Here is a 21,241-nt window from a genome sequence, read left to right as displayed (position 1 = left end):
GGAATTAGCCATTGGTTACGGCACCGCCGTTCAGCAGTTGCTCGAACAGATCGGCATCACCCATTTGACCGCCTTTGAGCATGATCTCCATGCCGTCGAGTTCGCTCCGATCGGCATGGAGGCGGCACACGGTGACGCCTGCCGACAAGGGCGCGAGATACGACAAGCCCCAGGCGTCGAGTGCGCGGACGGCGAAGCTCGATGTATCGCCGCCTGCAACCCCGATGCGTTGCAATCTCACCTTGCCGAGTACCGCATGCAGCAACCTGGCGCACGCGTGAGCGAGCTGTGGCAGCGCGCCTACGCGTGCATCGGTTGCATCATCGCCTACTTGCGCCGCGCGGCGCGTCGTAAAAGCAAGCACATTGCGCCCATCACGCAATGGCCCTGTGATTGCAGCAGCGCGCTCGGCCAGATAGGCCGACGCCATATCGCCGGTCATTTGCAACGGATCCAGTTCCACACGCAGATAAGAATGCGCGGCGGCGATTTGGACTTCGGTTAAAGGCGAAAGACTGCCGGCCAGCACGAACACCGGTCCGTGCGCGCGCGCCAGCGGCGCAGGCGCTGCATTGACTTCTTTACACTCACCGGCATCGTTGACCACAGACGCGTAGGCCTGCGCCACGCTGCTTGCCCCCACCGCGAGCAATGGCGCTTGTGCTCTGGCATGACGTGCGATCAGCCGACCAATCGCTCGCAAATGCGAGTCGTCGAGTACGTCGAAAAGCACGGCGTCAGGTTTTGATTCGAGCCGATGGTCCAGCGCTTTTTGCAGCACCGCATCGCCGCGTGCATAGCAGCGCCAATCGATCGATTGCACATTTCCCAGCCCTTGACGCTGCAGATGGACACGCAAGTCCGCTTCATTCATCGGCGTGACCGGGTGACGGCTCATGGTCGGGTGGCGGTCGATCCTGTAGATCGAATGATGTTGATCGTCCGCACCGGCTGCCGCGAACAGTTCACCGAACACGCAATAACGGCGCAAACTCGGTTGACCGCCAACCACCGCGACCAAAGGATTCGTGCAGTACTCGCGCAATGTGCTAATCGCCACGCCGATGCTGCCGGTCTGCGGGGCGCTATCGAAGGTTGAGCACACCTTGTAGTGCATCACGCGCACGCCAAGCGCGGCGAACGCGGCCCCCACGCGCGCGAGTTCCTGATGCTGAGCGTGCGGCGGCATGGTCCGCGCGGCACCCGCGATGCCGACTGCGTCGAGCCGGTCAAGCATCGAAAGACGTGCCGCATCCGGCGGGGCGAAGAACAGCATGGTGCGCAACCCCGCGCGGGCGAGATGAGCGAGCGTATCAGTCGCGCCCGTAAAGTCGTCTCCGTAGAAGCCATATGCCGGGCCGTCGCCGCGAATGTCATGCATGCCATTCGCCTCCCGTGTATCGCTCACGTGCGGCCGCCAAAAAATTCCAACGCACGCCGCAATTCCGGCATGTGCTCGGCGTAAATCTCCAGCGGCTTGTGCGTCTGCACCGCTTCCCATGCCTGTCGAACACTCGTAACGCCCGCCGCGGGACCATCGGGATGCGCGAGAATGCCGCCGCCCGACATGAACAGCAAGTCGGTGGAACGCACGGCGTCGAAGGTCGCCTGCGCGGTGCCGGCCCATTGTCCGGACGAAAACGCAGGCAGCACAATGTCGTCGCAACCCGGCGCAAGAGACGTGGCGCAATCGTGCGCAGACTCGATCACCTCGGCATCGCTCTGCGCGAATTTGCCAGCGAGACCGTGCACGTGCATGTGGTCGATACCCGTCAAACGCCAGAGCGTCTGATACGCCTGAAACGACATACCGAGCGCCGGATCGCGCGACATCATGCCGTAGCCGTTGCGATGCGCATGCAGCACGAGCGGCGTTGCGCGACGCAGCGTCTGGATCGCGGAGAAACCGCACCAGTTGATGCTGGTCATCACGCAACTTCCCCCTTCCCGTTCGACCAGGTCCGCGTGACGGCGCATGGCGTCGAGGTCGTCGGTGATATTGAAGGCAACCATGACCGGACGGCCGCTACGCTCGCGGTAATTGCGCACTTCCTTCATCACCGCTCGCACGCGTTCAGCGAGTGGCGTATGCGCGGGATTCGCACATACTTCGTCATCCTTGATGAAGTCGACACCCGCTTCGCACAACTCGCGCACCAGCACTGCTGTCTCTTCAGCACTCAGGCCGACGTTCGGCTTGATGATGGTCCCGATCATCGGCCGGCCCGTGACTTGCGTGAGTGTCCGCGTACCGGCTACGCCGTGACTCGGCAATTCGAAGCGCGCACGATAAGTCGCCGGTAAGCGCAGCGACAACAACCGCATGCCGGTGACTTCGCCGAGGTCATATAGATTGCCGGCGACAGTCGCGGCAAGCGTCGGCAGATTCGCGCCGATGTTGGCAAGCGGAAACGACAGCGTGACGCGCGCGCGCCGCCACGGTCCGGGCGTACCCTGACGTGCGAGCCATGCGCTCGGCAAGCTGGGCTGCGAAGCCGGCGCGAGTTCGTCGATGCGCAATACGCTCGCGCGGCTGCGCGCGCGCAGCGCGTCAGACTCGTTGGCAACGCGCACAAAGGTCCCGCTCGATTGCTCGCCCGCCATCACATCGGCGACGCGTGCGGGATCGAGCGGCGTCTCGATCAGATAGTCGGCTTCGAGGCAATCGTCATTCACGGTTGGCCGTTGCAGTGTCGCGTTCATAGCGCACCCAGATCGGGAAACGGGCGCACCGGCTCACGGCCGTCCCAATCGCGCGAGGCCGCGTAGATCATGTCGAACAGCTTGCCTTTCGGCCCGGCGATTTCCGACAGCTCAATCACCGTGCCCGGATGGTTTTCGGTGTCGAAGTAAACGAAACGCCCATTGCGCCCCACTTCGCCGCTCATCGCAACTTTGAAGCCTTGCTGCTGCAAGCGGGTGAGGTCCGCATCGAACGAGGTGGTCCAATACGCGTTGTGTTGCAAGCCGGTGTGGCCTGCAGCGAGAAAGTCGCGATACATCGACGGCGCATCGTTGCGTGTCTGGATCAGTTCGACCTGTAACGGTCCCGAGTTCGCCAGCGCCACTGAGTTATGCACGTCGTACGATTGCCCGCGATAGGTGTAATTTTCGATCGGCACACGTTCGTTGTAGAACCAGGGACCCACGCCGAGCACGCGGCTCCAGTAGTCCATGGCGGCCTCGATATCGCGCACGACGTACCCGGCCTGACGGATTTCGCCAAAGAAACGACTCATGAAACTCTCCCGATACTGCCAGTTTTAAAAGACGAGCGACGCCCCGGCGCAGCGGAAACGCAGCGCCCGAATGTCGAACCTGTTAAGAGACTTGAAAGAGACCTTAAATAAAGCCGATCGAAATCCACGGAATCGCCGCGACCAGGATCAGGCCGACGATCAAAGCGCCCATGTAGCCGACAATCGGACGAATGCCCGCATCGGGATTGACCTTGCTGATCGCGCACGCCGAGTAGTAGCCGACGCCGAACGGCGGCGAGAACAGGCCTACCCCCATCGACAGGATCACGACGATTGCGTAGTGCACTTCATTGACGCCCGCAAGCCGCGCGATCGGAAACAACAGTGGTCCGAACAGCACGATGGCGGGGATCCCTTCGAGCACACTGCCGAGCATCACGAACACGACAATCGACACCGCGAGAAAGCCGTACGCGCCGCCGGGCATCGAACCCATCAATTGCGCGAGGTCCTGCGAGAAACCGGATTGCGTCAGGGCCCACGCCATGGCCGTCGCGCAACCAATAATGAACAGAATCGCACCGGACAAGGTCGCCGCATCCACCAGCATGCGGCCAAGGCGCTTCCATTCAAACCGCCGATAGACCAACAGCCCGATCACCATCGAATACGCGATGCCGATGGTCGACACTTCGGTCGCCGTCGCCACGCCTTCGACCACCGCCATTCTGATCACGAACGGCAAAGCCAGCGCGGGCAGCGACACAATGAACAGACGCCCGATCTGCCGCTTGCTGAAACGCTGCGCGCCGCTCAGGTCCTCCTTGCGGTAGCGCCACCACACCACCACACACAGAATCAACGCGAGCACGGCGCCCGGCAGCATCCCCGCGGTGAAGAGCGCGGAAATCGACAGGCCTGTCACCGAACCGATCGTTATCAGCACAATGCTCGGCGGGATGGTTTCGCTTTGCGCGCCGGTGGTAGCAAGCAGCGCAACCAGATCGCCTTCAGAAGCGCCACGTTTTTTCATTTCCGGGAACAGCACCGGCGCGATCGCCGCCATATCCGCGACTTTCGAACCGGAGATACCCGACACCAGATACATCGCGCCGATCAGCACGAAAGACAAACCGCCGTGCACGTGACCGACGAGACTCGCGAGAAACTCGATCATTGCGCGCGCCATACCGGTCATTTCGATCAGCAAGCCGAGAAATACGAACAGCGGCACCGCCAGCAACACCAGATGAGACATCCCCTCGTCCATTCGTCCGACCACCACCTCGAGCGGAGTAAACGTCGAAAGACCAAGATAACCAAACGTGGCGAGCGCGAAAGAAAAACCAATCGGCACACCCGAAAAAATACCAATCGCCACCACGCCGACGAAGAAGATCACCAGGTTGACCTTGCCAAGCGTCTGGAACCACGGACCGGCGAGAACCGCCACTGCGCCTAGTAGTGCGGCAATCACGAGCACGATCAGTACGTCGCGCACGCGGCTCACCTGTGCGAGACGAATCAAGCCGACGATCAGCATGAGTACGGCACCGATCGGCAACGCGAGCGCGCGCCATGCGTTGCTGATCTCCAGCGCGGGCGTAACGATCGCCGCCTCGCCAGACGCGTAGTCGTATGCGGGTCCGATCAACAGCGCGAGCAAGGCAATCGATGCGGTAATCGCCAGCGTATCGACGAATGCACGCCGCTCCGGCGAAAGACGACTGACGAAAGCCGTCATCCGCATATGTTCGCCGCGCCGCAACGCGAGCACGGCGCCAAGCATGGCAAGCCACAGAAACAGAATCCCGGCGAGTTCGTCGGACCACACCAGCGGCTGGTGCAGCGCATAGCGGCAAATAACGCCCGCCAGCATCACGACAATCTCCACCGCCAGCAGCGCCGCCGCACAGCATGAGACAAGTGCAATCAGGCCGCGGTCGAAGGCCCTCAGCCAGCGGCGTGGCATGCTCGCCGCGTCCAGCGCGACGGCCGCCTCGGCAGGATTCAATGCGTGATTCGACATGCGGATGCCTCCTCGCGGCCACTCGCCGCGCTTCGTCTCATGCTCACCGATGTGCCGCACGGTCCGGGCTCAGGATTCACAGATCACGGTTCACAGCTAAGCCAGCTTGCCGACCGATTGTTCGAGCAGGTCCCACGCCTGCGTGCCGAACTTGCTCTTCCATTCGGCGTAGAAACCCGCTTGACGCAGTGCCGCGCGAAACGTGTCCGGCGCCGGACGATTGATCGCTAGTCCTTTGCTTTGCAGATCCGCGACGGCAGCATCGTTGAGCTTGCGAACATCATCGCGTTGTTTCAGCGCGCTTTGATTGAACGCGTCGCTCGCGATACCTTGCAAGTCCTTTGGTAAGCGTTGCCATGCGCGCTGGTTCAGCACGAACCAGTAGCCGTCCCACATGTGGTTGGTCAACGAACAATACTTCTGCACTTCGTAGAGCTTCGCGACCTGCACGATCGGCAGCGGGTTTTCCTGAGCATCGACGATATGCGTTTGCAGCGACGAATAGACCTCGCTGAATTGCAGGCTAGTCGGTGCGGCACCGAGGCCCTTGAACATGTCTATGCTAAGCGGGCTCACCGGCACGCGGATCTTCAGACCGCGCATGTTTTGCGCGCTGGCGATCGGACCATTGCTGGTGGTGGTCTGACGAAAACCGTTGTCCCACATCTTTTCAAACGACTCGAGACCGGCCTTCTGCATCGCGGCCCGAACGTAGGCACCGAGCTTGCCGTCCATCGCGCTCCACACCTGGTTGTAGTCGCTGAAGGCAAAGCCGACTGCATTGATCGCCACCGACGGCACGAGCGTCGACACCACCAGCGCCGACGGCGTGAACATTTCAATGCCACCGCTGCGCACTTGCGCAAGCATGTCGGTATCGCCGCCTAGCTGGTTGTTAGGGAATATCCGGATCTCCATGCGCCCCTTCGATGCCTCTTTGATCTGATTGGCCGCTTCCTGCGAGCGCACGTTCAGCGGATGCGTGAGCGGCAGGTTGTTGCCGTACTTGAACACGAACTCCGGGCCGGACGCCGCGCGCACGATCGCCGGAAAGCCCAGCGCGCTGGCTACCGGCAGGGCGGCCGCGGCACGCAGCAACGTGCGTCTCGCGAGGTTGGTCATTTGGGTGTCTCCTTGCTTATAATTGATGTGACTGTCGAATCCATCAAAAACCATCATCACCCGCTGACACTGCTCTGATTTCCGTTCACTGCACATCAGTCGTCGTGTGATAGCTGCAAGACTAGGCGTGCGCGGCAATCGCTGTCAAACCGCGAACTTGATGGTTTTTGATGGACTTCCACTTTGCGAAGGACGGCTATGTCCGAACTGCTTCTCCTCAGCGCCACCGCACGGGCGCGCATTCCCGACATTGCGCGCGCCGCCGGCGTCTCGACCGCCACGGTGGATCGCGTACTCAATGGCCGCGAAGGCGTTCGCGCCGTCACCGCGCAACGTGTCCTTCAAGCGGCGGCGCAACTCGGCTATCTGCTAACGCCGGAAGCACCCGCGGTGTCTGCTGCGAGACCGATGCGCATCGCTTTCCTCTTGCCTGCCGGCACCAATCGCTATTTGCACATGCTCGGCGACTACATCGACTTCGCGCACGATCAGTGGAACGCGTTGGACATGAAGTGCCGTGTCCATTACGTCGAGAGTTTCAACCCGAAAGAACTCGCCGACCGTCTGCTGCATTACGGCCAACGTGCGGATGGCGTGGTGTTCATGGCGCTCGAGCATCCCGTTGTGCGCGACGCGGTAAATACGCTCGCCGATCAGGGCGTGCCGGCGATTACGTTGATTTCCGATTTGTCGAATGCACGGCGGCTGGCTTACGTGGGCATCGACAATCGTTCTGCCGGACGCACGGCCGCGCTGCTGCTAGGGCGCTTCATGGGTCCACGACCGAGCGGGAAAATCGCGATGCTGGCGGGCAGCCTCAACTATCGCGGGCATGAGGAGCGAGAAATCGGCTTTCTACACCTGGTCGAATCGACGTTTCCTTTGGTCAGGGTAATCGGCCTACGCGAAGGGCACGACGATAGCGAGCGCAACTATGCACAGACCCGCAAGCTACTGGAACAGCACCCTGATCTCGCCGGGATCTACAGCAGTGGCGGCGGATCCGACGGCGTGGCGCGCGCAATTGTGGAAGCGCGCTCCGAGCAGAAGATCCTGTTTGTCGGGCACGGGTTGACGCCTGACACGCGAGCGCTGCTAATCGACGGGACGATGGACGCGTTGATCACGCAGACGCCGCAGGCCATGGTGGGGAACTGTTTGAGGATTTTTCGCAATGTACGAGAGAAGCGCGATGCCATGAGTGATGTTAAGCCCGTGCAGTTCACTATTGTTCTGAGGGAGAATCTGCCTTGATTAGCGGGGGTTTTGGCCTTTTTCACAGACCTGCAACGGCGAGCGAAGAGCGTCAGGCACGCGGGATGCTGAATCACCATCGTATTCAAACGTTGATACGAAAGGAGATCACACCATGCCTTACCTTCTCGGCTGGCTTCTTGGCGTCCCGGTTATCGTTCTGGTCATCCTGTACCTCATTTTCCATTAATCCTCAGCATAGACAGTTCACCTGAAGGTCATCCGCGTGGTGCCGCCTGCTGCGGCAGCCGCGCGTCCCTATACACCCGCACCCCGGCTGTCGTCCTCCCCTCAGCGCAGCGTCGCGCATCGGCGCCCGTGCCTTTTCACTTGCGCGGTACAAAACGGTGCGTAAAACTAGCCCCCTAGTCCTCACATATGCCATATCTGCACGCGCACGCACAGACTGCGTACGAGCAAGGAGGGACCAATGGCAAACAACGAATACACACTGTCACATCAGGACGTGGTGAAGGCAGTGATCATTCATCAGAACATTCATGAGGGCTTCTGGACGCTGAACATCAATTTCAACGTCGCCGCCACTCACGGTCCGCAAGTGCCGGACCCCTGCCTCGCTGTGACGATCAAGGGCATCGGCATCATGCGGACCTCGCCTACTGATCCACTCGCTATCGACGCCGCGCTCGTCAATCCGCCGGTGTCTGCACATATTGAAGGCGCTGCGCAGATAGCGGTCGCCGTCAAAGGCACACATGAAGGCGGCGTGCAATTCTGTCGTGACGTCTATCGCAATGTCGAGGTACAAAGCGCGGTCAGAACGCCAACCAAACCAAGCTGAACGTGGCCTGTCATCTGTCTCGCCAGTGATGAGTTTTATCGTCAGTGGTATGACGTTGATGGCGGCGGTACGCAGTTGACTCGCTCAGCGAACCGCCGCCATCAACGCGCCCATGCCGACCAGCAGACTGCCCATCAGACGATTGACAGCACGCAAGCGCTTCGGCCTCTGCAACACCGTCCGCAAGCGGTGCGAAAACACCGCCGTCGATGCCACACCTAGCGCGAACACCAGCGCGAACGTCGCGGCCAGCAGCAGATATTGCTGGTTCGCGGACCAGTGCACCTCCTCCGAAGGCGCGCTGATGAACTGCGGGAAAAACGACGGGAAGAACAACAGCGTCTTCGGATTGAGCCCGGACGTAGCGAACCCACGCCAGAACAGACTGCGTTGCTGATCGGTGCCCGTGGCCGCCGCAAGACTGCCGCTGCGCCATTGCTTGCAGCCGAGATACACGAGATAGATCGCACCGGCCCAGCGCAACACGATCAATGCACGCGCGTCGATCAGCAGCAGCGAGTTCAGACAGAGCGCGGTAAATGCCAGTTGCAGGAGCACGGCACAGGTGCCACCCCACACGCAAGGCAACGCGGCGCGCCAGCCGGCGCTGAGCGCCTGACTCATCGTCAGTACGTTGACCGGACCAGGGGAATAAACGAGTACGAGGGAAGCGAGGAGAAATGAAACGTAAAGCTGAATCGACATCGATAGGCCAGGTTACGGCTTTGCCAGCAGTGCGCGCCGCCGCCGCGTTCGAAGATCGTTCAAGGACGGCGTACGGACGGTAGGTACCGGCAAGCATTCGGTTAGGAAAATGCGCCCATGCCCGGCGAGCGCGTCTTCCGGCGTAGGTAACGCCGGAATTCGCCCGCGTGCCGCCTTCCTGTGAAGGCAGCGAGACACCGGATGGCAGCTTGTGGCAGCGCTTGACCGCAGGCCTGAGGCCGGCGGCCCGGACGGTTGTCCCGGGCATGAATGCACCCTGAAAATATACCCAGGCGCAGGCTGGATATGCTTCCTAAAGCAATGCATCCATTCGCCGATTTAAGGATGATCTTCCGTTAAAATGGCATTTACCTGAACAAACTTCCACAAATGCCATGACCACCCGAAATCGCCCACTGGACAACCAGGATCGGAAGATCATGCGCGAGTTGCAGAAGAACGCGCGCCTGAGCAACGCCGAGCTCGCCGAACTGGTCGGCATGTCGACCACGGCGTGCTGGAACCGCACGCGTCAACTGGAGACGGAGGGGTACATCCGCGGCTACGTTGCGTTGCTCGATCAGCAGAAGCTCGGCTTCGCGGACGTGGTGCTGCTCGAAGTCACGCTCGACCGTCACGACGATGACGCCCTCGCCCGCTTCGGCGCCGAGCTGGCAACACTGACTGAAGTGCTGGAAGCGTATCTGGTGTCGGGCGATTACGACTATCTGGTCAAAGTGGCAGTCGACGGTACGGCGGGCTACGAGCGGTTTCTGCGCGAGAAGCTCTACAAGATCGCCGGCATCCGTCACAGCCGCTCGATGTTTGCACTGCGGTGTATGAAGAGTATTCCGTCGGTGCAGATTTAGGATGTGGGTGCCTTCCTGGCCTTGGCGCACTCATACGCCTGCGCATCGCTAAGCCGACTCAAACTCCACGCAACGGCTTCTGGCAAACCGCCAGCACCGCGCCGGCCGCGAGCAGCAACGCGGAATAAACCAGCCCGCGTGCGAGACCCGCGCCATCCGAAACCCAGCCAATCACCATTGGCCCGACGATCTGTCCGAAGGCGAACACGATCGTGAATGCGCTGATGCCCTTGGCCCAATGACTCGCGGGCAGATTGTGGCGCACGAAAGCCGTGGTCGATGCGACCGCTGAGAGAAACGTCGCGCCGAACAGCACGCCGGAGACGAACGCCACCCACGGTTGCGTGAAGAGCGCGGGCAACAGCGTCGCCACTGCGAGCAACGCGTTGAGTATCGCGAGCGCGTGGCCACCGCGCATGCGGTCGAGCAGACCGGACCACAGGCGCGCCGAGACAACCGTCGCTACGCCGAGCAGCAGGTAGAAGCCCGTCACCACTGCGGCGCTCATGCCCGCATTGCGCAGCAACGCGACGATGAACGTCATGTAGCCGATATACCCGACACCGAACAATCCATAGCCTGCCAGTGCGGGACTGAAACGCGGCCAACGTGGCGCGTCGGCGGCATCGGAAACATGCGCGGCCGAAGGTGCAGCCGCATGCGCGCGTTCGATTTTCCTCGCCGCGCCGATAGCGACTGCGGCGAACACCGCGCACGCAACCGCCAGTGCGAACCACGCAAACTGCCAGCCATGCGCGACGTTGAAGATCGTCAGCGGCACCAGCACCGACGAAGCGACGATGCCCCAACCGGTTCCGCCGTAATACAAGCCGAGCACGAGCCCCGCATCGTGCGGTCTCGCCGACGCCAGCCGCGCCGCCAGCACGCCACCACTGATGAAAATCGCCGCGCTGCTCACACCAGTGATGACGCGCAACACGAGTAGCGAATGCGTATCGGCAAGCAGACCGCCGATGGCCATCAGTAGCGCAGTGGCCACGCAACCGGCATCGAACACCATCCCGGCCGACCAGTGGCGCGCGAGTCGCGGAAAAGCCAACGCGCCCAGCAGATAGCCCAGCGCGTTAGCGGTGTTCATCGCGCCGGCTTGCGCAAAGCTCCAGCCGAGGTCGAGTTTCATCGCCGGCAACAGCAACGCGTAAGCGAAGCGCGCAAGACCCAGCGCGATCGCGCTACCTAAGGACAGGCCGGCGGCGAGCATCAAGGTGGGCAGACGCTGCGCTGCGTCGGTGGACGGGGCGGACGATGCGGCGTCGAGAGATTTTGTCGGCATTGGCTAACGTGGGTAGACAGGGATGCGGCAGGCCTGCTGCGGCATGTCGCCATCATATCTGCGGACGCTCCATACGGCTGACCGTTAGTTGCGAACCAGACGTCCGACGTTCGACTACAAGCCCGCCGGGACGCTTGCAGACGCTGCCGACCCGCGATGCGATGACCTGTCAAATTCATTTTCTAAATGCGAATGATTTGCATTTACAGACGAATTGATTCATCATGGCGCTCATACCATCAGCCGGATACCGAAATCATGAGCACACTCGACGTCAGCCGCCCCGAAACCGAAAACGAACGCCCGGCAACCGCGACGCCTGACACCGCCATCGGGCCCAAGGCGGCGGCCGCGCTTGAAGTACTGCTGTCGCGCCAGTCCCACTGGCCGCTCACCGAACCGGCTCCGGCCGACGCCGAACTTGATCTGATTTTCGACGCCGCCCTGCGCGCGCCCGATCACGGCAATCTGCGGCCGTGGCGCTTCGTCACGATCCGCGGCGACGCTCGCGGCCACCTCGGCGACGTGCTGGTCGACCTCGCCTGCGCCCGCTCGCCCGGCGAGCCGCGCTCCGCGCATGCGCATCGGCGGCAGAAGGCTTACGCGGCACCGCTCGTGATCGCGCTCGGCGCGGCGATCTCGGCCCAGTCGACGGTGCCCGAGACGGAACAATTGCTGGCAGTCGGCGCAGCCACAATGAACATGCTGAATGCGATCCACGCGCTCGGCTACGGCGGGTTCTGGGCCACGGGCCCCGACAGCTATGAAGCGCAACTGCGCGACACGCTGGGCTTCGCGCCGAACGAGAGACTGGTGGGCTTCCTCTTTGTCGGCACGCCGAAAAACCCGGGTAAACAACCGGCCCGTCCGGCACGCAGCGAACATGTGCGCGAATGGCTGCCAGCGCAGCCGGCAAAAGTTTGAAGCAAGCATCCGGCGCAGGCACTGCGTCACCGCCTGTCCGTCGCACGCGACATGCGCTGGCCTGCGACGTGGCCCTTCTCCGATCAGGCCGGCGCGACTCATTGGACCGTGTCCATTCAGGAGCCAAGATGAACTTCCGCTCTCACTACAGCAGCCGTCCCGAACTGGTCGACGATCACGTCACGGATACCCCCGACGCGCCTGACCGCACGGTCCTGAGCGCCGTGCGCACCTGGCTGCGGCCGGCGTGTGAATCGGCACGCGGCGGCGTGCACTGGCGCGACATCCTGAGCGGCGTGGGCTTGCGGCAAGACGGCATCGAACATTTCGATCTGCTGATGCGTTCGCTGATGCACGTGTCCTATCGTCCGCTCGACATGCGATGCCGCTGCGCCAGCGATCTCGGCAAGGACGAAGCCGTGATCCTGCAAACCATCGCGTTGCTGCAAAAAACACACAGCGGCGCTGCCTTGCGCATGCTGAGCGAATGGCTGCCGGGGCCGGCCGTCAGTGGCGTGTTGAAGCTGATCCGCTGGTTCGCCATCGATCTGCTCGACGCCGGTGTCGAACTCGACGTGCAAGCGCGCCGCGTCACCTATATGCATTGAGGACCCGAGCGTATGCCGTTAGAACTCGCTCCTCCCGCTCCGTCGCGTGTGCGTGACAACATCGGCTCGCAGGCGACGAATAGCGCAAACGCCTTGCAAGCCGCTCATCCTGCTCAACCTGCACAATCCGTTCGAACCGCGCACGCTATCGTCAACGCGGCTCTACCGCGTTTCGTCTCGCATCCGCTAACGCGCCACTATCCGCGCAGCGTCACCGCGCCTCGCGCGGGTGAGTTGCATCTGTGGCGGTTCCGTTGCGAATGGCTGCCCGTTCCGGTGCAGGAAGGCGATGCGTGGCTGTCGAAAGGCGAGCGCGAACGCGCGCGGCTTCATCCGAACTCGGCGCTACGCAAACGCTTTGTTAGCGCACGCGTGGTGACGCGCTGGATCGTCGCGAATCTGTTCGATTGCAAGCCGCATGCCGTCGATTTGCAGGACGACGGCCACGAGAAGTTGCGTGCGCGTCATCCGCACGACGGTCGCGGCATCACGATCGATATCGCGTACGCGGGCATCTGGATCGTGATCGGTATTGCATCGGCGACGCTCGGGCTGAACGTGGTCATCCCCTCGCCGGGCGCTGCGCTCGACGAGCCTCCGGAAGGCTCCCGCCGACGTGCGCGTTACGGCAGCTTGAGCAACGCGCTGCGTTATGCGCCCGCCGATGTCGATCTGGATCTGCTGTCGAGCGATGCCGCAGTCTGCGCGCTCGATCTCGCCGGGCATGGCCGTTGGCACGTGCTCGATCTGCCGATGTCGGGCAAGATTCGCGCGGCGGTTGCATTGGCTCAGCCGGTTACGCAGGTGCAGGCCGTTGGATGGCCTAAGGCGTTGGTGTTTGGAAAACCGAGCGCCTAGTGGGCGAACGTTTTCGTCGACCACGCCACGCATGCAGCATAGCCTTCTGGTGCCGCGATCCAGCGCGCGGCAATCTCGTGCATGTCATCCGGCATCTCATTGCGTAGCGTCACCTGCATGCTGTCGCGCGGCAGGACCGTCAGATGCTGCAAGCCGCGCGTGATGCCCACGCCCGTCGTTTTGACGAGCGCTTCTTTGGCGACCCACGCGTCGTAAAACGCGCTGGACTGTTGCGTGACGTTTAGGCGCTCGATCCACGCAGCTTCGTTCGCATTGAGCGTCAAATCGACGATCGAATGCCAATCGAATTTATCGCTGCATTGCTCGATATCGACGCCGACGCGCCGGCACGGCGACATCGCGATCAGTCCATGTGCACCCGCATGTGAAACGTTGAAGTCGTATGCATCGGAATCGGCGAGACGGGGGCGGCGGTTTTCGTCGAGCGTGAACCGAACGGCGTGTGCCGCCATGCCGAGATACCCCGCGAGTTGCTCTCGCAGCGCCACGCGCACGGACGCGAAACGAAGCGCATCTTCGTTGCGACGAAACTTGCCGGCTCGCGCGCGTTCGTCGTCGCTTAGCGCGGCGAAGGCGGCATCGTCCAACGACGCACCGAAAGCGAAATCGACCCGCCACAACGAAACGTCGGACGGGGCGTCATGAGGTAACGCAAGAGGTTCGATCGAGTACATCGCAGGTTCGGGCTTCACACGTAAGCGTCGCAAGGAATATGCGCGACTCTACCCGATATGACGTCCGAACCCCTTCGATCTTTAGATCCGCTTCATTTCCTTCGGCACGCCAATCAGCAACGCAACACCGCTGACGAACAGCAGCGCGGTCAGCAGATACAGCGCATTGTCCATACTGCCGGTGTGCGTCTTGATCAGACCAATCACCCACGGGCTGACAATGCCGCTCGTAATACCGATGCTACTGATCAGCGCAATACCGGCCGCCGCCGCGGTACCGGACAGATAGCCCGACGGTACGGTCCAGAAAATCGGCAACGCAGCAAAGATCAGCACGGCCGCCAGCGAAAGGATCGCGAGCATCGCCGGGAAGCTACTCAGATGCAGCGTCAGTAGAGACAGTGCAATGCCGCCACCGATCGTGCAAACCGCAAAGTGCCGACGCCGTTCACCACGACGATCCGAGTGCCGCGCGATCAGAATCAGGCCCACCGCGCCGACCGCATTCGGAATCACCGTGTACAGACTGATCGCCAGCACATCGTGAACACCGAAGTCGCGAATCATCAACGGCATCCAGAAGTTCAGCGTCAGCGATGCACAGGTAAGCGAGAAATAGATGAACGCAAACAGATAAACCCGCGGATTACGCAGCGACTGCATGACGGAACGCGATGAGTGCGCGTCCGACGAAACGCGGCGGTCTTCATCGCGCTGCGCAATCAGTTGCGCCTTCTCCGCGGCATTGAGCCACGTTGCATGCTGCGGACCGTCGACCAGATAAAACGCGGCGAGCAAACCAAGCACGATGGCCGGCGCCCCTTCGATCACGAACATCCACTGCCAGCCGAACAGCCCCATTACGCCGCCCATATCGCGCATGATCCAGCCCGACACCAGACCACCAAGCACACCCGCCACCGCGACGCCCGCGAAGAAAATCGACAGCACCGCTGCGCGCCGCCGCGCCGGATACCAGTAGGTCAGATACAGCACGATGCCTGGAAAGAACCCCGCTTCGAACACGCCAAGCATGAACCGCAGCACATAGAAGTGTGTAGGCTTCGACACCAGCATCATGCCCACCGATGCGATGCCCCACAGCAGCATGATCCGTGTGAACGTGCGACGCGCACCGAAGCGTGCCAGCAGCATGTTGCTCGGCACTTCACACAGCACGTAGCCGATATAGAAGACCGCGGCGCCCAAACCGTACATGGCGTCGCTGAAACCGAGGTCGTGCTTCATCTGCAACTGCGCAAAGCCGATATTGATGCGGTCGAGAAACGACACCACATAACAGAGGAATAGAAACGGAATAATCCGCTTCGAAACCTTGCGATATAACAGATCGTCGTGCGCAACGGCGGATGCACCCAGCGCAGGGGCGAGGGATTGGCTCATCGGTTATCTCCAAACGTGAGGGTCCAGCGGACCCGCTGGGTCCGGCGTCTTGATGCGCCGCGTTTCTGTTTTCTACTGGAACGGCATGCGACGGTATAGGTGCGCCGCGCGCCGTGGTGGATTGCGCGTGGCTCGAACGGCCCCGCGCGTACAGCGTTTTATCGTTACCGTTCGCTGTGCCGCGTGTTCAGGCAGCCAGCGGATGCGCCTGTGCGCCTTGCGTCGACACGTCGGTCACGCCTTCGCGTGCGTGCCGCATCGCTTCGAGCAGCGTCGCGTGATCGCCGATATGATTAGCGAGCAACAGGATCAGTTGCGCATTGGCCGACTGGCTCTGCGCATCGTCCAGATCGCGATGCATGTCGATCAGCGCCTCGTAGAAATCGTCGGGGCGGGCGAGATTGGGTTGCGTGTTCAATGCCATGACTGTCTCCTGCTCTTTTCTTCTACCGATGTGCTGCGTATGTCGGCCAGGCTGCGTGCGCGGCATATTGCGCGCCTGCCGCCTTCACCGCGTTTTCGCTCCGTGCCATCTACGCGGAGACTTCAGGCCGTGCCTTCAACGCACAATGCCCGCTTCAATGCGACTTCCACAAAGCTCACGTCGAGTTGCCGCTGACGCGCACAGACATGCTGATCCGGACGGATCAAATAGAACGTGCCGGGTTTGGCGTCGTAACGCGCGGCGGCAAGACCGTCGATGTCGTGCAACACATTGACACCCGAAGTCACAGCGACCTGCGCAGCGCTACTCGTCACCACGACAAGCTTCGGCGGAATCGGACTGCTACGCAACGCATCCAACGCCGATTGCGTCGCCTGATCGATACCTTGCTCGCCGCAGAACAACACGCCCGTGAATTGCTGGCCGAGTTGCTGTAACAGCCACGCCGGCTGTCCGGCTGCATGAACCGGCGCATCGACACACGATGCCCCCGGCACCATCAGACCGTCGAAGCTGTCGCCGTCTGCCGTATTCAGCGGGGAATCACGCAACACCGCCGGCACCGAGAGGCGGCCGCTATTCGTCAACTGCCGCGCAAACGGGTGATGCCGCGCAAGCTTCAGCACAGCGTCGCGGAACACCCGGCTAACCGGGCTCTTCGGCGTGATGAAATCGGTTGAACGCGTGGAGTTGCGGATGTTTTCGTCGGCGGCGAATTCGCGCTCGCTCGCATACGTGTCGAGCAAGGCATCGGACGCTTTGCCTTCGAGCACCATCGCCAGTTTCCAGGCGAGATTTTCCGCGTCCTGCACGCCGCTATTCGCGCCGCGTGCGCCGAACGGCGACACGCCATGTGCGGAATCGCCCGCGAACAACACGTTACCGTGCCGGAAACGGTCCATGCGCAAACACGAAAACGTATAGACGCTAACCCATTCCAGCTCAAACTTTGCATCCGGTCCGAGCAACGCACGCACGCGTGGAATCACACGTTCCGGCGTTTTTTCCAGCACTGGATCGGCATCCCAGCCCAACTGGAAATCGATCCGCCATACGTTATCCGGCTGACGATGCAACAGCACCGATTGATTCGGATGGAACGGCGGATCGAACCAGAACCAGCGCTCGGTCGGGAACTCCGCTTCCATCTTCACGTCGGCAATCAGGAAGCGGTCTTTGAACGTGACGCCCTTGCTGTCGAGCCCCAGAAAGTTGCGCATCGGACTGCGCGAGCCGTCGGCGGCCACCACATAGCGGCCGCATAACGGGTACTGCCCGTTAGGCGTGTCGATGGTCAGCGTCACGCTGGCTTCCTGCGTACCCGGCGTGCCGTTCTGCTGCGCGCCGACCACTTTGCTCTTCCAGCGGATCTCGAGATTCGGCAGCTCCTGCGCGCGTTCGAGCAGAAAGCCTTCGACGTAGTACTGCTGCAGGTTGATGAACGCGGGCCGGTTGTGGCCCGCTTCCGGCTGCAGATTGAACGTGTACACCAGTTCATCTTTCAGGAACACCTTGCCGACATTCCAGCTGATGCCCTTGTCCACCATTCGCTGCCCGCAGCCGAGCCGGTCGAAGATATCGAGCGAGCGCTTCGAGAAGCAGATCGCCCGCGAACCGGTGGACAACGAACAATCGTCGTCGACCAGTACGACCGGCACGCCCTGCTGCGCGATATCGATCGCGGTAGCGAGGCCCACCGGCCCCCCGCCGACCACGATCACGGGATAGACCGTCTGCTCGGCACCGCTTTGCCCGCATTGCCCGCTTTGTTCGCGGCTCGGCTGATACTCGAACGACAGCGTCTGGTAGTTGATGCTCATCTTGTGTCTCCGTCCTTCTCTGCTCTGCTTGACGCTTTCCGGCGTTTCTATGCGGTGATCAGGGTTTCAATCAGGCTTGCAGCGCGTCCCACATTTCCTTGTCGCGCTGCGCGGTCCAGATACGCGGATGCGTGATGCCGCTTGCTTCGTCGAAGGCACGTGAGACGTCGAACGGCAGGCAGTGCTCGTAAATGAACACCTGGCCGAACTTCGGGTCCATTGCCTTGCGCGTGTGCGCCATGGCGGCCTTCAGATCGAGCTTCTGTTCGACCGCTTCGCGGCCTTGCTGCAGCAGCGTGGTGACGAAGTCTTTCGTGTAATCGAGGCCTTTGTTGACGTCTTCCGGCGTGGTCAATGCCGGGCCGCGGCCCGGCACCAGCTTGTCGGCCTTCAGCGCGCGCAGCGCTTCGAGCGTGGCCGGCCATTGTTCGAGTTGAGCATCGCCGCAATAGCAGGCCGCGTCGTATTCGACCAGGTCGCCGGAGAACAGCACCTTCTGCGACGGCAGCCACACCACCGTATCGCCCTTCGTGTGACCCGCGCCCAGATGCGCGATGCGCACTTCGAGCTTGCCGAGGAACAGCGTCATTTCTTTTTCGAACACGAGCGTCGGCCACGTCAGGCCCGGCACCGTTTCGACACCGGCGAAAAGACGCGGGAAACGTTCGATTTCCGACTTCATGTCCGCTTCGCCGCGCTCGACGATCATCTCGTACGTGCCACGGCTCGCGATCACCTCTTGCGCGCCTTCTTCGAAATACGCCGACGCGCCAAGCACGCGCACCGCGTGGTAGTGCGACAGCACGACGTATTTGATCGGTTTGTCGGTAACGCTGCGGATCTTCTCGATGAGGTCTTGCGCCATGGCCGGCGTGGCGGTGGTGTCGACGATCAGCACGCCGTCGTCGCCAATGATCACGCCCGAGTTCGGATCGCCTTCAGCGGTGTACGCGTAAGCGTTCTCGGACAGCTTGGTCCACGTGACTTTCTTGACTTCCAGGTCTGCCTGGGATGCGAATGCCTTTGCCATGCTTGTCTCCCTCAAAAGTTGGACGTGAGGCGAGACGGCCGGCTGCGCGTTCAGATTCCAGATGCGCGGGCTGGCGGTATTGGGGGTTGTCTCGCCCCGTTTTGACTCTGTGACTGCACCGGTATGTCGGGGTGAATGCATCTTATGGCCGCACCAGTTTATTTGTCAATAGCGAAATGTATCGCTATACGCAAATCTCGGGCGCCTAAGATGAGAACAGGATGGCGCGGGCTTTCGCGCAGGGCTTCGGCTAACATGGACCCTTTTTACGGACGAGCGCGGGTGTGAGCAAAGCAGCGAAACCGGCCACCGGCAAAGGCGCGGGCGGCAGCGAGACGGCGGATGGCGGCAAGACGCAGCGCGGGATTCAGAGCGTCGAAGTGGGCGGCCGCGTGTTGCTGGCGCTCGCTCAGGCGCGCAGTCCACTGGCTTTGTCCGATCTCGCCAGCGCCGCGCAGATCGCGCCGGGGCAGGCTCATGCTTATCTGGTAAGCCTGAGCCGCTTAGGTCTGATCAAACGTGACGAGCTGTCGGGCCGTTATGAACCCGGCCCACTGTCATTGCGGCTGGGATTGATGCATCTGGAGAACCAGCCGGCGTTTCGCGCCGCCGTGCCGCGCGTGGCGGCGTTGGCCGAGGCGATCGGGTTCAGCGTCGCAATCTGTATTGCCGGGCCGCAGGGGCCGACCATCGTCCGCTATGAGCATGCGGGCTTTCCGTTGCATGTGAATCTGCATGTGGGCACGGTGATGTCGCTGCCGGCGACGTCGACAGGTCGCGTGTTTTGCGCTTATCTGCCGCGCGAGGCGTTGGAGGGGATGTGGGCGAATCAGTCGGGCTCGATGGGTCGCGCGGTGACGCCGCCTGACGAACGCACCGCTTTCGAGGCCGCTTTGGACGCAATCCGCGCACGCCGGTTGGAATGCAGTGTCGATTTGCCGAGTCCGGGTATCAGCAGTTTGAGCGCGCCGGTGCTCGATGCGAACGGCCAGTTGTGCCTCGCGCTGACCGTGATCGGCTCGACCGGCGTGATCGACGTCGCCGCCGACGGCCCGACAGCTCGCGCGCTGCTTTCGACGGCCCATGACATCAGCGCCGAACTGGCGGCAGCGCCTTCCTTGTTAGCTTCTTCCGCATCGTGACTAACTCGCTCGACACTTCTTACGCCGCCCCCGGCGCTTCCGCTGCTTCCGCCGATGCGAAACCGCAGCGCGGCATCCAGTCGCTCGATAGCACCGGCGAATTGCTCGGCGCACTGGTGGCGGCCGCGCGGCCGTTGAGTTTGCGCGATCTTGCGGCGGCTGCGGGCATGCCGCCGGCCAAAGCGTTTCCGCATCTGGTGAGTCTGCTCAAGATCGGCTTGCTGAACCGCGATGCCGCGGGTTGTTTCGAAGCCGGGCCTTTGGCGCTTGAGCTTGGCTTGATCGGCTTGCAGCGTTTGTCGCCGACGCGGGAGGCTGAGCCGGAAGTGGTCGAACTGGCGACGTCGACGGGAATGAGCGTCGCGATGGCGGTGCTTGGGCCGCTTGGACCGACTGTCGTGCGTCTGGAGGAGTCGGCCCGGCCGCTGCACGTGAGCTTGCGGGTCGGCACGGTGATGTCGCTGGTGAATACGGCGATCGGACGGGTGTTTGCTGCGTATGTCGCGGACGATGTGCGTCATGGTCTGCTGGCGCAGGATCATTTGCGGCTGGCGGGGGCTGCGGCGGGGGAGATTTTTGTGGGGGCGGCGACGGCGGCTGAACCAGCTACGGCCTCAGGTCGCAAAGACGCCGCGCCACCGCTGCAGCAACTGACCAAGGCCTACACACAACGCCTCGCGCAAATCCGCGCGGACGGCATCGACACCGCATTGAGCCGGCCCGTACCAGGCATCGACACCCTGGCCGCGCCGGTGCTGGACCATACCGGCAGTATCTGTCTGGTGCTCGCGTTGATGGGCCCGAGTGGCAGCTTCGACAGCGAGCTCGCGGGCGGCCCTGCGCAGACCTTACGCGCGGCAACCCTGAGGTTGTCGCGGCGGTTTGGGTGGATGGCGGTGGCAAGCGAGGCCTGAAAAGCTGCCTCAACCAGGGATAAATAATCGTTTTTCCGGAAAACTGGCACTTTGTAATCGTTTTGCGCGCCCAGTAATCGAAATGAAGCGCAGACGCCGTATAATCGTTTTTCCAGAAAACATACG

20 protein-coding genes are annotated in these 21,241 nt (G+C 61.9%); 8 read left to right on the top strand and 12 right to left on the bottom strand.

Translation table 11 applies throughout. The features are described 5' to 3' along the window. Nucleotides 1-4: 4 nt before the first annotated feature. The 5 genes from PQQ96_RS27880 to PQQ96_RS27860 all read right to left on the bottom strand — a co-directional run bounded on the left by PQQ96_RS27880 (nucleotide 5) and on the right by PQQ96_RS27860 (nucleotide 6,351). Nucleotides 5-1,381: a four-carbon acid sugar kinase family protein gene (locus tag PQQ96_RS27880; RefSeq protein ID WP_408298626.1), complete on the bottom strand. Its 1,377-nt coding sequence runs from the start codon at nucleotides 1,379-1,381 to the stop codon at nucleotides 5-7. A gap of 23 nt (nucleotides 1,382-1,404) precedes the next feature. Continuing rightward, nucleotides 1,405-2,703 carry a ribulose-bisphosphate carboxylase large subunit family protein gene (locus PQQ96_RS27875; protein ID WP_408298624.1) on the bottom strand — a complete coding sequence of 433 codons (1,299 nt, stop codon included), beginning with the start codon at nucleotides 2,701-2,703 and terminating at the stop codon, nucleotides 1,405-1,407. After that, nucleotides 2,700-3,239: a VOC family protein gene (locus PQQ96_RS27870; RefSeq protein ID WP_408298622.1), complete on the bottom strand. Its 540-nt coding sequence runs from the start codon at nucleotides 3,237-3,239 to the stop codon at nucleotides 2,700-2,702. The genes PQQ96_RS27875 and PQQ96_RS27870 overlap by 4 nt, the downstream gene beginning before the upstream one ends. Before the next feature lie 103 nt (nucleotides 3,240-3,342). Then, complete coding sequence (locus PQQ96_RS27865; protein ID WP_408298620.1) at nucleotides 3,343-5,229, bottom strand: TRAP transporter large permease; 1,887 nt, start codon at nucleotides 5,227-5,229, stop codon at nucleotides 3,343-3,345. A gap of 96 nt (nucleotides 5,230-5,325) precedes the next feature. Continuing rightward, nucleotides 5,326-6,351, bottom strand: coding sequence for a TRAP transporter substrate-binding protein (locus PQQ96_RS27860; RefSeq protein ID WP_408298618.1), 1,026 nt, complete (start codon nucleotides 6,349-6,351; stop codon nucleotides 5,326-5,328). Between the two features lie 198 nt (nucleotides 6,352-6,549). On the opposite strand from PQQ96_RS27860, the gene PQQ96_RS27855 reads away from it, so the two are divergent. Then, entirely contained in the window at nucleotides 6,550-7,605 is a 1,056-nt protein-coding gene (locus PQQ96_RS27855) for a LacI family DNA-binding transcriptional regulator (RefSeq protein WP_408298616.1), read from the top strand. A 430-nt stretch (nucleotides 7,606-8,035) separates the two neighbouring features. After that, the gene (locus tag PQQ96_RS27850; RefSeq protein WP_408298614.1) at nucleotides 8,036-8,407 is read left to right on the top strand and encodes a hypothetical protein; all 372 of its coding nucleotides are present in this window, start codon (nucleotides 8,036-8,038) and stop codon (nucleotides 8,405-8,407) included. 84 nt (nucleotides 8,408-8,491) lie between these two features. Here the strand turns inward: PQQ96_RS27850 and PQQ96_RS27845 are convergent, their stop codons facing one another. Continuing rightward, nucleotides 8,492-9,112, bottom strand: coding sequence for a LysE family translocator (locus PQQ96_RS27845; protein ID WP_408298612.1), 621 nt, complete (start codon nucleotides 9,110-9,112; stop codon nucleotides 8,492-8,494). A 395-nt stretch (nucleotides 9,113-9,507) separates the two neighbouring features. Here PQQ96_RS27845 and PQQ96_RS27840 point away from each other — a divergent pair, with 395 nt between their 5' ends. After that, complete coding sequence (locus PQQ96_RS27840) at nucleotides 9,508-9,981, top strand: Lrp/AsnC family transcriptional regulator (protein ID WP_074286292.1); 474 nt, start codon at nucleotides 9,508-9,510, stop codon at nucleotides 9,979-9,981. 58 nt (nucleotides 9,982-10,039) lie between these two features. Here the strand turns inward: PQQ96_RS27840 and PQQ96_RS27835 are convergent, their stop codons facing one another. Then, nucleotides 10,040-11,275: a YbfB/YjiJ family MFS transporter gene (locus tag PQQ96_RS27835; protein ID WP_408298609.1), complete on the bottom strand. Its 1,236-nt coding sequence runs from the start codon at nucleotides 11,273-11,275 to the stop codon at nucleotides 10,040-10,042. A 258-nt stretch (nucleotides 11,276-11,533) separates the two neighbouring features. Between PQQ96_RS27835 and PQQ96_RS27830 the strand changes: the two genes are divergently transcribed. The 3 genes from PQQ96_RS27830 to PQQ96_RS27820 all read left to right on the top strand — a co-directional run bounded on the left by PQQ96_RS27830 (nucleotide 11,534) and on the right by PQQ96_RS27820 (nucleotide 13,665). Continuing rightward, nucleotides 11,534-12,199, top strand: a complete 666-nt coding sequence (locus tag PQQ96_RS27830) for a nitroreductase family protein (RefSeq protein WP_408298607.1) — start codon at nucleotides 11,534-11,536, stop codon at nucleotides 12,197-12,199. Between the two features lie 128 nt (nucleotides 12,200-12,327). Beyond that, the gene (locus tag PQQ96_RS27825) at nucleotides 12,328-12,807 is read left to right on the top strand and encodes a hypothetical protein (protein ID WP_408298605.1); all 480 of its coding nucleotides are present in this window, start codon (nucleotides 12,328-12,330) and stop codon (nucleotides 12,805-12,807) included. Between the two features lie 12 nt (nucleotides 12,808-12,819). Then, a complete protein-coding gene (locus PQQ96_RS27820; protein ID WP_408298604.1) occupies nucleotides 12,820-13,665 on the top strand; it encodes a 4'-phosphopantetheinyl transferase family protein in 846 nt (281 codons plus the stop codon). Here the strand turns inward: PQQ96_RS27820 and PQQ96_RS27815 are convergent. The 5 genes from PQQ96_RS27815 to PQQ96_RS27795 form a co-directional block, all read right to left on the bottom strand. Continuing rightward, entirely contained in the window at nucleotides 13,662-14,360 is a 699-nt protein-coding gene (locus PQQ96_RS27815) for a 4'-phosphopantetheinyl transferase family protein (RefSeq protein ID WP_408298602.1), read from the bottom strand. The two genes, PQQ96_RS27820 and PQQ96_RS27815, sit on opposite strands and share 4 nt — an antisense overlap. Before the next feature lie 81 nt (nucleotides 14,361-14,441). Continuing rightward, complete coding sequence (locus PQQ96_RS27810; RefSeq protein WP_408298600.1) at nucleotides 14,442-15,764, bottom strand: MFS transporter; 1,323 nt, start codon at nucleotides 15,762-15,764, stop codon at nucleotides 14,442-14,444. Nucleotides 15,765-15,951: 187 nt separating this feature from the next. Further along, complete coding sequence (locus tag PQQ96_RS27805) at nucleotides 15,952-16,188, bottom strand: DUF2783 domain-containing protein (RefSeq protein WP_408298598.1); 237 nt, start codon at nucleotides 16,186-16,188, stop codon at nucleotides 15,952-15,954. A gap of 122 nt (nucleotides 16,189-16,310) precedes the next feature. Next, nucleotides 16,311-18,029 carry an FAD-dependent oxidoreductase gene (locus tag PQQ96_RS27800; protein ID WP_408298596.1) on the bottom strand — a complete coding sequence of 573 codons (1,719 nt, stop codon included), beginning with the start codon at nucleotides 18,027-18,029 and terminating at the stop codon, nucleotides 16,311-16,313. Between the two features lie 70 nt (nucleotides 18,030-18,099). Next, complete coding sequence (locus PQQ96_RS27795) at nucleotides 18,100-19,059, bottom strand: MBL fold metallo-hydrolase (RefSeq protein ID WP_408298595.1); 960 nt, start codon at nucleotides 19,057-19,059, stop codon at nucleotides 18,100-18,102. Between the two features lie 284 nt (nucleotides 19,060-19,343). Between PQQ96_RS27795 and PQQ96_RS27790 the strand changes: the two genes are divergently transcribed. After that, nucleotides 19,344-20,201: an IclR family transcriptional regulator gene (locus tag PQQ96_RS27790; RefSeq protein ID WP_408298593.1), complete on the top strand. Its 858-nt coding sequence runs from the start codon at nucleotides 19,344-19,346 to the stop codon at nucleotides 20,199-20,201. After that, on the top strand, nucleotides 20,198-21,115 hold the full coding sequence (locus PQQ96_RS27785; RefSeq protein ID WP_408298591.1) for an IclR family transcriptional regulator: 918 nt from the start codon (nucleotides 20,198-20,200) through the stop codon (nucleotides 21,113-21,115). Before PQQ96_RS27790 ends, PQQ96_RS27785 begins: the two co-directional genes overlap by 4 nt. Nucleotides 21,116-21,241: the final 126 nt, after the last annotated feature.

Origin of the sequence: Paraburkholderia sediminicola, assembly GCF_046027825.1 — a bacterium.
In the GTDB taxonomy this organism is placed as follows: Bacteria; Pseudomonadota; Gammaproteobacteria; order Burkholderiales; family Burkholderiaceae; genus Paraburkholderia; species Paraburkholderia sediminicola_D.
The sequence above is the reverse complement of the archived record's forward strand: the minus strand, read 5'-3'. Positions and strand labels throughout refer to the sequence as shown.